Origin of the sequence: Laspinema sp. D2d, assembly GCF_025370755.1 — a bacterium.
Taxonomy (GTDB): Bacteria; Cyanobacteriota; Cyanobacteriia; order Cyanobacteriales; family Laspinemataceae; genus Laspinema.
The window spans coordinates 147,552-160,822 of the sequence record NZ_JAMXFC010000012.1 but is presented as its reverse complement, the minus strand read 5'-3'; the positions used below and the strand labels follow the sequence as shown (position 1 = coordinate 160,822).

Here is a 13,271-nt window from a genome sequence, read left to right as displayed (position 1 = left end):
AGCTTCATCCGACCTGCCATCAGCCACCTCTATCAAATACTGCTTCCATCTTATGCTATTTCATTTTAAATTGGTATTAGGCCATAATTTTCCATGTCCTCCCATCCATCACCCCCAGCTATTGTAGACAGGAGCGCAATCACAATAATGTCTTTAATTAAGTGGCGTTTGGTTCGGTTTACTCTTGGATCCGGTACGTCATCAAAATAATGTGACAAGCTCCCTTGTAACTTTTGCATGGAAAGGGGTTGGTTTTTGTTCAGCCCTGACTTTGATTTAGATGTGGCCTGAACTGGTGCGAATCCTTTATTCATAGAGTTTTACCTAAGCGTTGCCGACTTACTATTTTAGACATTATAGAATTGCCCATCATTAAATGGCACACACCCTATGATTGCCTTTTTGTCAAGTACAATTTATACCAAATTAGATGAGGTTGCCCTGGGTTGTAGTAGGCTTCGGCAAAGTTAGAATTGAGTTGGATGGCTTTGTCATAGTGTTGAATAGCTTGGAGATTATTTCCAAGTTCTGAGTAAGCGATTCCTTGTCCGATGTAGGCTTCTGGTTGGCTGGCATTCAGGGCGATCGCCTGGTTAAAATATTGAAGGGCGCGCCGATAGTCTCGTTTACTAATTTCCGCAGCACCTCGATTATTAAAGTCTACTGATTTTTGTGCAGTCGCCATTTGTTGGTTAATTGTGGTCAAGTTAGTTTGATAGCTTGATAACTTTTGTTCGGCGGTAGAAATCACGATAGTATCCGGTGAAATGCTCTCTAATTGAGCGATCGCTTCCTGCCATTTCTCCTGTGCTTTTGCCCAAACTTGTAGCGGATGAGGAGGATTTTGGACGAGCACTGCCGCTTCCATTGCCAGAGTTTCTGCTCGTTTGAGGCGTTCAGTGGCGGTTAGGTTTAGTTCTACCGTAGTTTGAAGCGATCGCAATTGCGGTAAATTCGCCTGGGCTTGTTGATAGTTGAAACCCGGTAAATTAGGAATTTTTTCAAGGACAACGATGGCAGTTTTAAGAGTTTTTCGGTGCTGTTTCAGCCGGTCAATATCTACCGTTTTTTGCGCACTTTCTATCTGAGTGCCAATGGTAGTGGAGGTGGTTAGCGCCCACTGCTGAACCTGAAGTGCGGCGATCGCACTTCCCCCCACCGTCAGTCCCAACAAGGCGATCACAGCGATTAATGGTTTGGGTTTCAGGGAAGATGGTGACGCGACTGGATTCGGTGATGCTTTTGGGCGATCGTCTGTCTCGGTGTGCGCCGATTCTTCTGCTGGTGGCGCTGCCATCGCCTGACGCAACTGCTCTAACTCTAACTCAATCTCAAAGTCCTTGCCCTGTTGACCCATTTTTCCTACCGCCTGCTCGTTGGTCTATGGAACACCTACCCGAATTTGGGATATCCTGATTTTACTGTGGTTGGGACTGACAGAACGCATCGGTTTTTTAAACGTCTATCACAATCGGATGGTGTATGAGTAACCCAATATCCGGGGCGATCGCGCTGCCGACTCCACCAGGGATCTCGCTCATTTTGTTTAAACTGTGACAAGGGTGTGACTGTCTGATTGCCTAACCCTAAACTATCCCGTTAACCCATTAGCCTAATGATCGCAATTCCCTCCGTTTCCGTCACCTACGCCCATGATGGCACTTCCACCCGCATCAACTCCCTTGGGATGCGTCCCATGCAAGAACGCGCCTACCAGAAACGGGGGGAACAATATCTGCTAATTAAATCTCCCCCCGCCTCTGGAAAAAGTCGGGCGCTGATGTTTATTGCTTTGGATAAGCTGACTCACCAGAAGCTCAAACAAGCGATTATTGTTGTCCCCGAAAAGGCGATCGGGGCTAGTTTCTACGATGAACCCCTGAGTGAATTTGGCTTTTGGGCTGATTGGGAAGTTGAACCGAAGTGGAATCTCTGCAACGCCCCGGGTAATGATGGTGGTAAAGTAGAAGCGGTAAAAAAATTTATCGATAGCGAAGCGAAAGTATTGGTTTGTACTCATGCTACGTTTCGGTTTGCGGTGGATAAATTCGGGGTGGAAATGTTAGACGATCGCCTGATTGCCGTGGATGAATTTCACCATGTTTCTTCTAACCCGGACAACAAGCTGGGGGATCATATCCGCCAACTCATGACTCGTGACAAAACCCACATCGTCGCTATGACGGGTTCTTATTTTCGCGGCGATGCGGAAGAGGTGCTACATCCCGAAGACGCAGCTAAATTTCACCCGGTTACCTACACCTATTATGAACAACTCAATGGCTATCAATATCTAAAGCAACTGGATATCGGCTATTATTTTTACTCGGGTAACTACACCGATGAAATTATGGAGGTTCTCAACCCCCATGAAAAAACTATTCTGCATATTCCGAATGTTAATTCCCGGGAAAGTACCAAAGATAAAATCCGGGAAGTGGAACATATTATTGAGGCCCTGGGAGAATGGCAGGGCATTGACCCGAATACCGGATTTCAACAGGTCAAAACTGCCGATGGCAAGATTTTGAAGATTGCCGACTTGGTAGATGATGACCCCAACAAGCGGGAGAAAGTCTCCGCTGCCCTGAAAGATTCCAGCCAGAAAAATAACCCTCATCATGTAGATATTATTATCGCCTTGGGGATGGCAAAAGAAGGGTTTGACTGGATTTGGTGCGAACACGCTTTAACCATTGGCTACCGTTCCAGTTTAACAGAAATTGTCCAGATTATTGGGCGGGCGACCCGCGATGCACCGGGTAAAACCCGCGCCCGGTTTACGAACTTAATTGCTGAACCGGATGCCAGCGAAATGATGGTGACTGAGGCGGTGAATGATACCATCAAGGCGATCGCCGCTAGTCTGCTGATGGAACAGGTCCTCGCCCCCCGCTTTGAGTTCAAACCGAAGCGCCCAGACAATCAACCGACTCCCGGCTTTGAGTATGCAGAAAGTGGCTATGATTCGAGTCGGTGCAATATGGGCGTTAATCCACAAACGGGGCAAATTGAGCTAGAAATCAAGGGACTAACCCTACCCAAAAGCCCGGAAGCTGCGCGCATTTGTCAGGAAGATTTAACGGAATTGGTAACGGCTTTTGTGCAAGATAAGCCAAGTATTGAGCGCGGGTTATTTGATGAGGAATTAGTACCCGAGGAACTGACGCAATTGCGGATGGGTAAGATTATTAAAGACAAATTCCCGAACCTTGATGAACAGGATCGAGAAGCAGTTCGCCAACACGCGATCGCCGCTCTCAATTTGGTGCAACAAGCGAAGAAAACCCTGAATGAAGGAGAGGGGTTAGTTACAAAAAACACGGCTCTAATTGATGGAGTGCGGCAATTTGCCCTATCTGTAACGGATTTAGATATTGATTTGATTGACCGAATTAATCCTTTTGGGGAAGCTTATGCGATTCTCGCCAAGTCCATGAGTGAAGAACGACTCAAGCAGGTAGCAGAGGCGATCGCCGCCAAGCGCACTAATCTCAGCCTAGAAGAAGCGCGAGAGTTAGCAAAACGGGCCCGGCGGTTCCAACAGGAAAAAGGTCGTTTGCCTTCCCTCACTGCAGCCGATCCTTGGGAAAAACAAATGGCGGAAGGGATTGCTGTCCTAAAACGAAAAGTTATAGAAGAAAAAAATGGATAGGTTCCTCGTGAAGGGATTTCTGCCGACTGCCTGTAGCCGCCTGTACCTTTGATGACGAGGTAAAGTCGTTACAGGTACAATAGGCAGCTTAAACCCTTACTTAGGGACTGGAGGCAGAGCCTCCAAAGCGACATGAAAAACAAGTACAACCTAACCATGCCTAAATCCACATCCAACAAATCCACCACTGATGAAGATTTAGAATTGTGGGCTGAGTTGGGGATAGAGATCAGACCCTGTTCGTTACAGATTGCAGATGATGCATACAAATGGAACCGAGCGAGATTTACTGTGGCGTTTGCACAGCCAGAGGCGAGGAAATCGCGCCAGGTAAGCTTAAATCAGGATAAAGCCAGCCGTCGCATTAGTAAGCTAGATGTAGTAGGCCCCTTATTTTTGGTCTGGCAGCCAGAGGCTTATTAACGAAAAGAGGCTAATATTGATAATATAGAATCAAAATCGACTCAGTATTATCGGAACCGATAACAATGCTTGGGACATCGAGAGCAGGTCAATACATAGAACAGGTAGAAGGCTACAGGGCCTTTATCCCCAAACCCTTGCCGCCTAACCCTGAGATTATGATGGATCAGGAAATGTGGAATTTGCTATCTCAAGCCGATCGGGCATTGGGTCGTTTAGATGGTGCAACGGATGCGCTCCCAAACCCCGATTTATTCGTATTTATGTACGTTCGTAAAGAAGCAGTTTTATCGAGTCAAATTGAGGGTACGCAAGCGTCTTTAATAGATGTGCTAGAATTTGAATCTCAGGCTATAGAACCAGATAATCCGCAAGAAGTTGCTGAAGTCGTAAACTATGTTTTTGCCATTAATTATGGTCTGGAACGTCTTAAGGAACTGCCTATCTCTTTGCGATTAATTCGAGAAATTCATCAAAAGCTAATGAGTGGGGTAAGAGGATCGGAGCGTAATCCTGGAGAATTTCGTCGTAGTCAGAATTGGATTGGTGCAGGAGGGTGTTCCCTCTCAGAAGCGACTTATGTTCCTCCACCACCCCATGAAATGCTCCAATGCCTAGATAATTTAGAAAAGTTTCTGCATAATCCACGACCTATGCCTACTCTCATCAAGGTTGGGTTAGCTCATGCTCAGTTTGAAACGATTCATCCTTTTTTAGATAGAAATGGCAGAACAGGACGATTGTTAATCACTTTTCTGTTGTGCGAACAGAATATATTGCAACGTCCTTTGCTCTACATTTCTTACTATTTTAAAAAATATCGCGCTGAATACTATGATCGCCTTCAGGCCATACGAGATAGGGGCGACTGGGAAGGTTGGTTAAAATTTTTTCTGCGTGGTGTTTATGAAGTGGCTCAAGAAGCTGCCGCTACCGCCCGTAAAATAGTTAATTTGAAAGAGGAGCATCGGCAATTAGTGCTGAATGCAATGGGACGTAGAGCCGGTAATGCAATTGCCTTGCTTGAAAGCCTTTACTTCAAACCAATTTTCACTGTGGAACACGCTCAAGACCTTACCAGTTTGTCTTATCCCAACGCCAATACCTTGATTAAAGATCTTAGCGCTATAGGTATTCTGCAAGAAATTACTGGACAAAAACGCAATCGAGCATTTTCTTACGCCCCCTATTTGGCTGTTTTCCAAGATCCCTAAAAACAAGTACAACCTAACTATGCCTAAATCCACCCCTAACAAATCCACCACTGATGAAGATTTAGAATTGTTGGCTGAGTTGGGGATAGATATCACCCCGGAACCCACTCGCCAATATTCCCCCAGAGAAGAGCGGATTATCGCCGGTTTTGAGGAAATTGAGCGGTTTGTCGCGGAAACAGGTAGACTGCCTCAACATGGGGAAGATCGGGATATTTTCGATCGCCTCTATGCGGTGCGCCTGGAACGCCTGCGGGCATCAGAGGAATGTCGCGCCCTCCTAGAACCTTTGGACTCCCAAGGGCTTTTAAATGCGGAAAATGATGTCAATTGGGCTTTAGAAACAGAACTCGAAGAAGACGAAATTGATGCGGCGCTGTTGGCTTCTCTTGGGGTTGATGCGGCTTCAGAAAACGATGTTACTCAGCTCATTCATGTGCGATCGCGTCGAGAAATAAAGGCAGCGGAGGAAGTGGCCCAGCGCTTTCCTTGTGAGGATTTTGATGAATTTAAATCCAAGTTTGATGAAGTTGCCCGTCAGTTAAAAACTGGGGAACGGCAAACGGTGAAATATCAAGATAATGCCACGATTAATCCGGGGGATTTGTTTATTCTGGAGGGACAAAAAGTTTGGGTGGTTGAGATGGGGGAGATGTTTGTTAGTGAGTATGGGCTTAAAAATTGCCGGATGCGGGTGATTTTTGACAATGGCACTGAGAGTAATCCTTTGTTTCGCTCATTTCAGCGCGCTTTAAATAAAGATAAAAAGAGCCGTCGCATTACTAAGCTGGATTTAGGCCCGTTATTTTCCTTTCAAGCTGAACCGGAAGTTGAATCCGAAGAGGATTTACCCACGGGTTATATTTATGTATTGCGGAGTGAGTCTGAGCATCCTTTTATTGCTCAAAATCGGTCGATTATTCATAAAATTGGGGTGACGGGTGGGGATGTCAAAAAGCGGATTGCTAACGCGAAACAGGATCCGACTTATTTGTTAGCCGATGTAGAAATTGTGGCAACGTTTAAGCTGGCTAATATTAACCGAAAAAAACTGGAGGCAATCCTACAAAAGTTTTTCGCCAGTGTGCGATTAGATTTGGAATTGCGCGATCGCTTTGATATGCCCGTTAAGCCGAGGGAGTGGTTTCTAGTGCCACTAGAGGCGATTGAGGAGGCGATCGCTAAAATCCAGGACGGAACCCTTGATCAATTCCGATATGAGCGGGAAACTGCTAGTGTCAGAGAAGAGATTAGAACAAATTTTAGCAAGAAAGAGCCATAAAAATTTATGTTGTGGAAACCCATCGAAGATTTGCAGTTGAACTGGCAAGATTTAGCTAGTGTTGAACTGCCACCTTTAGTCACGGTTTGGAACGAGCAAGCCGATCGCTTGCGTCAATCTGGAGAATTTCAAACCTTCAGCGAAAAGCTGCGGCGGGAAATAGCAATTGAAACGGGAATTATTGAACGGTTGTACACCCTTGATCGCGGTATCACTCGTTTATTAATCGAACAGGGCATTAATGAGGCATTAATTCCTCATGGAGCTACAGATATTCCGGTTAAACAGGTCGTTTCCTTGATTAAAGACCAAGAATCTGCTATTGAAGGATTATTTGATTTTGTTGGAGGACAAAGAAATCTATCTAATTCTTATATCAAGCAGTTACATCAAGTTTTAACGCAGAGTCAGGATAGCACAGAAGCCTTAAACCCACAGGGAAAAATCTTTAATGTTTCCTTAATTAAAGGGGACTGGAAACTTCAACCGAATAACCCCCTCCGACGAGACGGCACAATTCACGAGTATTGTCCTCCGGAACAAGTGGCATCGGAAATGGACCGATTAATCTCCTTACATCATCAACATCAAGAACAAAAAATTCCGCCTGAAATTGAGGCGGCTTGGTTGCATCATCGATTTACTCAAATTCACCCCTTTCAAGATGGAAATGGTCGGGTTGCTCGTTGTTTAGCGAGTTTAGTCTTTATTCAAGCAAGTTGGTTTCCTTTAGTCATAACCCGTGACGATCGCGCCGTTTATATTGCTGCTTTGGAAGATGCCGATCGCGGTGAACTATCGAGTTTAATTCATCTCTTTGCTAAGAGTCAAAAGCAAGCTTTTTTAAGAAGCCTAGGGTTATCCGAGCAGGTATTATCAGAGACGAGAAGAACCCAAGTTATTCTAGCTGCCATTGCGGATAAATTGCAACAAAATCAGTTAGCCTCGGTTCAAGAAAAATGTCAAAAATCGGAAAGGTTTGCTGACCTTTTATTTGATATGGCTTCTCAGCGCTTCCTGGAAATTGCTGATGACATTAAACTATCTATCAAAGATTTCTTAAATGATGGCGCTGTTTTTGCCATTGCTGCGCCAGTTGGCGATCGCCGCTCTCATTACCATCGGTATCAAGTGGTGGAAACTGCGAAACAACTCGGATATTTTGCCAACTTGCGGAATTATCACACTTGGATTCAATTGGTGATTAATATAGAAACATCTATAACTGTTCTTCTTTCTTTCCATGTTCTCGGACATGAATATCGTGGTTTACTGATTTGTAGTGCCTGTGCTTACCATCGAGATAATGGGGACGAAGGGGAACCGACTATTAGCGATCTTCAGCCTTTAACCGATTCACCCTTTCAATTTTCCTACGCTGATGAACAAGAAAATTTAATTCCCCGTTTCCAGCAGTGGCTAGAAAATGTGATTGTCACGGGATTAGAGTATTGGAACAAGAGCATTTAAGAGTATTTCCAATAAACCACTCAGAAATATACCAAAATGCCAACAAATTGGCTAATTTATAGTCTCCTAATTGGGACATAAACTATTATTAAAATCCCGCCCATTAGGAAGATAAAATATTTTACTCCTAACAAACTGAATGCTGCCCTCTTTGCTCTACTTTTATCCTACTGAATAATCACTCATTTCCCGCATAAAAGGCGGGTAAAAGCCCAGCACAATATCTTGTTTGGGTACAGTCAAGTTGACTAAATCTTCCGCAATATCATGCTCGGTTGAATTGCAAAAAATCCAAATTTTTTCATTGCGGATATCTAAATGAATAACACACTGATGAATCCAGCGCTGATGGTGCCAACCCAGATGGACAATTTGATAATGATTTCGGTGGGTATCAAAAATAGTCTGAACCTCAATTTCCCCATAAGCTGGTTTACTTTTTGCATAATCTATTAACAATTGCTGCACAATTTCTTGATAAGTTTTTAATTTATCTGTCACTCCTTCCATAGCACAATTTGCTCCAATTCAATGTCATAAACAATGAATTTTAACAAGCCTTACCCATAATAGACGCTACCCTAAGCCTGATGCTATCCCAACTTATTATAGTAAGCTGTGATAGCGATCGCCTAGAAGTTGGAACCTTTGAGAGGCTGGAGTCATTGGGTTGAGAGGGCATTTGACATCGGACTCAATTTGATGCGTCAGTCAGCCACCTAGAGGCGAATTGGGATGGAAACTCCCTAGGAATTAGAGGCCGGTGGTACTCCAGAAGAGGGAAGTTATGGTAAAATTAATTAAAAAAATTTGGGTAGGCTGGCTATGAGATTTATTAACCCCAAAACCGACTACGCTTTTAAAAAAATATTTGGTTCGGCAGAAAGCAAGAACATTTTAATCAGTTTTCTGAATGCTTTGGTCTATGATGGCAATTCGATGATTCAAGACTGGGAAATGATTAGTCCGAATTTGCCCCCAGAATTGGAAGGGTTAAAAGATACTTATTTGGATGTGAAAGCCCAGCTTAATGATGGCACAGTTGTAATTATGGAAATGCAGGTGTTAAATGTGCCAACTTCTGGTAAACAAGTTGTATTTAATGCGGCTAAAACCTATGCGTTTCAACTGCAACGGGGACAGGGGTATCGATACTTGAAGCCGGTGATTGCTTTAACTTTAACTGATTTTGAGATGTTTCCGGGACAGACTCAATTGATTTCTCGGTTTGTTTATCGAGAGAAGTCTGAAGGGTGGTATTACCCGGAGAATGAGATGGAGTTGGTTTTTGTGGAATTGCCGAAGTTTACCAAAGAATTGCACGAGCTAGAAACGCTTACAGATAAATGGATTTATTTTATGAAGTTTGCCCGATCGCTCACTTCGATTCCGGAGAATATGGATGATATTGCCGAACTTAATCAAGCCTTTGAAATTGCCAATCAAGCGGGATTAACCCTAGAGGAATTAGAAGAGTTAGAACGGCGGGAAATGTTTATTTATGACCAACAGGGTGCGATCGCCTTGGGAATCGAACAAGGAATCGAACAAGGAATCGAACAAGGAAAACTGGATGTTGCTAGAAAATTATTGGGTCAACTGAATGAGGAGGCGATCGCCCAAGCTACGGGATTAAGTTTGGAGGCGATCGCAGCTTTACGGCAGGAAATGACGAATAATTAACTAAATTTGAAATCTAACCCTAGTCTTTTTTATCTGTAATTATGAACCCTGTTGAAATCGAAGAAGCCGTTTCCCAACTTGCGGAAGCACCTTTTGACCCTGAAGAATTTCCCTATGCTTTCTTAGAGGCATTTGGGAACAAGGGGACGACGATTAAGCGGATCAAAAGTGGGAATTCCAATCAATCGGATTTACCCGGTGGGGTGCTTCAGCGGAACAATATTCATGTAAAAGTTTGCTCGGAAGGGGAAGTTACTGCTACGCTGACGGCGTTGCGCCAGAGTGCTGCTACGAGTCGGTATAAGGCTAAGTTTATTCTGGCGACGGATGGCAAAAGTTTTGAGGCGGAAAATCTGGCGGATGGGGAAATAATTGCTTGTGATTACCGGAATTTTTCTGACCATTTTGGGTTTTTCCTGGCTTTGGCGGGGATTACTACAGTACGGCAAATCCGCGAGAATGCCTTTGATATTAAAGCAACGGGTCGCCTGAATCGGCTGTATGTGGAGTTACAGAAGCAGAATCCAGACTGGGATAAGGCGGAACGTCAGGAAGAGTTTAATCATTTTATGGCGCGGCTGATTTTCTGCTTCTTTGCAGAGGATACAAATATCTTCCATAGTGAGGGATTGTTTACCCAGACGATCGCCCAAATGAGTGCGCCTGATGCTTCTAATACCCATGAGGTGCTCTCGGAGTTGTTTCGGGCGATGAGCACTCCCCTGAAGGAACGAGAAGGGTTGGGAATACGCAGTTGGGCGGATCGGTTTCCTTATGTGAATGGGGGGCTATTTTCTGGCAGTTTGGAAGTGCCGCGTTTTAACAAAATTGCCCGTTCTTATTTGCTTCATGTGGGGAATTTGGACTGGAAAAAGATTAATCCTGATATTTTCGGGTCGATGATTCAAGCGGTGGCGGATGAGGAGGAACGCGGGGCTTTGGGGATGCACTATACCAGTGTGCCGAATATTCTCAAGGTGCTGAATCCGTTGTTTTTGGATGAGTTACGGAGTCAGTTGGAAGAGGCGGGGGACAATCGGCGCAAGTTGTTGAATTTGCGGCAACGGATTGGGCGAATTCGGGTGTTTGACCCGGCTTGTGGCTCGGGGAATTTTCTGGTGATTGGTTATAAGGAAATGCGGAAGATTGAGGCGGAAATTAACCGGCGTCGGGGAGAGGCGGATCGTCGTTCGGAGATTCCCTTAACCAATTTTCGGGGGATAGAAATTCGCCATTTTGCGGCAGAAATTACTCGGTTAGCGTTGATTATTGCGGAGTTTCAGTGTGATGTGTTGTATCGGGGGCCGCAGTTGGCATTATTGGAGTTTCTACCCCTGAAACAGGAGAATTGGATTACCTGTGGGAATGCCTTGCGGTTGGATTGGTTGAGTTTATTTCCATCCACAGGAACGGGGGTGAAGGTGCAGCGGGAGGATTTGGATTTGTGGGGGGAAACGCGGGAGGAGGCAGAGATTGATTTTGAGAATCAGGGCGGGGAAACTTATATTTGTGGGAATCCACCTTATGCAGGAAAAGGTAAGAAATCATCACAACAGATTGATGATATGGAGTTTATTTTTGGCCCTCGAAAAGTTAAACATGGCTATATAGATTATGTAGGCTGCTGGTTTATGAAAGCTGCTGATTATGGTGTCTTCACTAAATCTGCCTGTGCATTTGTAACTACAAATTCCATTTGTCAAGGGCATCAAGCACCCATTATTTGGCCGTTGATTCTGGAGACTAAACATCAAATAATTTTTGCTCATACATCTTTTAAATGGTCCAATCTTGCCAGTAACAATGCTGGTGTAACAGTGGCAATTATCGGGCTTTCGCGGGAACCAAGAGAGGTTTGTAATTTATTTGCAATCTCAGAGGACGGAACCACTATTGTAAGACAAGTTTCTTATATTAATATTTATTTGGTGAGTGGAGCGAATGTACTTGTAAAAAAGCGCTCATCTCCTCTAAGCGATCTGTCATCTATGGATCTTGGTAATATGCCTTATGATGGGGGAAACCTACTGCTCACCAGGCAAAATCTTGAAGACCTGGGCTTGACGGATATGCAACGCAGCAAGTTGATTCGTCGAATCTATGGCTCTAGTGAGTTTATTAATAACTTACAACGATATTGTTTGTGGATTATAGATGAAAATTTACCCGAAGCAATGGAAATTGCTTCAATAAAAAAACGCATTGAATCTGTTAAAGAAATGCGTATAAAAAGTCCTGATAATGGAGGGCGTGCTATGGCAGTGCGCCCTCATCAAATGAGAGAAATGCGGAGTGCAAAAATTTGTACGTTTGTAATGCCTAGAACCTCTTCTGAATCTCGATACTATCTTCCAGTAGGACTAATCAGTTCAGAAAGTATTGTGTCAAGTGAAGCATTTGCTATATTTGACGCTCCTCTCTGGCAGTTGGCGCTAATCGCTTCACGGCTGCACCTAGTCTGGATTGCCACGGTTTGCGGCAAGCTAAAAACTGATTTTCGCTACTCCAATACTCTTGGCTGGAATACTTTTCCCGTCCCCACTCTAACGGAACAAAACAAAATCGATATGACCCGTTGCGCGGAACAAATCCTATTAGCCCGAGAGCATTATTTCCCCGCTACAATTGCCGATATGTACGACCCCGAACGGATGGATAGCGAATTCCCCCTAGTCCGGGAAGCGCACGATCGCAATGATGAAGTTATCGAACGTATTTATATCGGTCGTCGCTTCAAAAATGACACGGAACGCCTAGAGAAACTATTTGAGCTTTATACTAAAATGACTAGCCAAGAAAAGCCCGGGAAAAAGTCTACTAAACGGAAAACTAAATCATAATTTTATCGGTTATAATTCAAGTAAAACCAACTCGCCGCCTACCCAGTAGTTTACAATTTTGTGCCGTCAATCGTCAAACCGTCGAAGAGGCACTTAATCATCGAATTTGGATCATTTATTTAATCTCACCTCCGGTCCCCTCCCCTTGGCAAGGGGAGGGTTAGGGTGGGGTCCTCCTGACGGGGCTTCAGCCACGTCACGCACTCACAAGAGGCGATTCCCTACGGGATAGCTCCGCTTTCCGCGCTTGTATGTAGGCTGGTCCACCCTATTTTATCTTTACATCGTGAGCATCGTGAGGGGCGATCGCCCTTCACGATGACCCCACCCTAACCCTCCCCTTGCTAAGGGGAGGGGACCGGATGACCCCACCCTAACCCTCCCCTTGCTAAGGGGAGGGGACCGGAAGTGAGATTAAATACTTGCAAGAAAGCCCGCCTGTGCGGGCGTAGAGAGAAAAACTACTTTTGATAACTAGACCTCTTGCAAAATTCTAAAAAGCCCCCCTTTTTTAAGGGGGGTTGGGGGGATCAATCCTTTTTTTTGCAAGAGGTCTACTCAATTGGGTATGAACAAGTCTCAGGACTTACGCAATCTATAACAGCCTGTTTGCAGCATTGTCTTAAGCGCCCCTTTTTTAGGGCGGGTGGCGGGATCAATATCCCCTCTGAGAATAATTATCGATTCGCTCCCAAAGTTGTTAG

8 protein-coding genes and 1 pseudogene are annotated in these 13,271 nt (G+C 44.6%); 6 read left to right on the top strand and 3 right to left on the bottom strand.

Annotated features, from left to right (window positions below):
• Positions 1–77: 77 nt before the first annotated feature.
• Both NG796_RS26555 and NG796_RS10860 read right to left on the bottom strand, forming a co-directional pair.
• Positions 78–239: pseudogene (locus NG796_RS26555) on the bottom strand (transposase family protein); the annotation flags it as partial.
• A 149-nt stretch (positions 240–388) separates the two neighbouring features.
• Positions 389–1,357 (bottom strand): tetratricopeptide repeat protein, encoded by a 969-nt coding sequence (locus NG796_RS10860; RefSeq protein ID WP_261206622.1) that lies wholly within the window; start codon positions 1,355–1,357, stop codon positions 389–391.
• Between the two features lie 258 nt (positions 1,358–1,615).
• Here NG796_RS10860 and NG796_RS10855 point away from each other — a divergent pair, with 258 nt between their 5' ends.
• From NG796_RS10855 to NG796_RS10840, 4 genes are all read left to right on the top strand, one after another.
• Positions 1,616–3,655 carry a DEAD/DEAH box helicase gene (locus tag NG796_RS10855; protein WP_261206620.1) on the top strand — a complete coding sequence of 680 codons (2,040 nt, stop codon included), beginning with the start codon at positions 1,616–1,618 and terminating at the stop codon, positions 3,653–3,655.
• A 488-nt stretch (positions 3,656–4,143) separates the two neighbouring features.
• Positions 4,144–5,292 (top strand): Fic family protein, encoded by a 1,149-nt coding sequence (locus NG796_RS10850; RefSeq protein ID WP_261206619.1) that lies wholly within the window; start codon positions 4,144–4,146, stop codon positions 5,290–5,292.
• Positions 5,293–5,311: 19 nt separating this feature from the next.
• Positions 5,312–6,574 (top strand): GIY-YIG nuclease family protein, encoded by a 1,263-nt coding sequence (locus tag NG796_RS10845; protein ID WP_261206617.1) that lies wholly within the window; start codon positions 5,312–5,314, stop codon positions 6,572–6,574.
• Positions 6,575–6,580: 6 nt separating this feature from the next.
• Positions 6,581–8,044, top strand: a complete 1,464-nt coding sequence (locus NG796_RS10840) for a Fic family protein (protein ID WP_261206616.1) — start codon at positions 6,581–6,583, stop codon at positions 8,042–8,044.
• 162 nt (positions 8,045–8,206) lie between these two features.
• On the opposite strand, the gene NG796_RS10835 is transcribed toward NG796_RS10840, so the two are convergent.
• Entirely contained in the window at positions 8,207–8,554 is a 348-nt protein-coding gene (locus tag NG796_RS10835; protein ID WP_261206614.1) for a XisI protein, read from the bottom strand.
• 315 nt (positions 8,555–8,869) lie between these two features.
• Between NG796_RS10835 and NG796_RS10830 the strand changes: the two genes are divergently transcribed.
• Positions 8,870–9,727, top strand: a complete 858-nt coding sequence (locus tag NG796_RS10830) for an Rpn family recombination-promoting nuclease/putative transposase (protein ID WP_261206613.1) — start codon at positions 8,870–8,872, stop codon at positions 9,725–9,727.
• A gap of 41 nt (positions 9,728–9,768) precedes the next feature.
• Complete coding sequence (locus NG796_RS10825; RefSeq protein WP_261206612.1) at positions 9,769–12,567, top strand: class I SAM-dependent DNA methyltransferase; 2,799 nt, start codon at positions 9,769–9,771, stop codon at positions 12,565–12,567.
• Positions 12,568–13,271 lie beyond the last annotated feature (704 nt).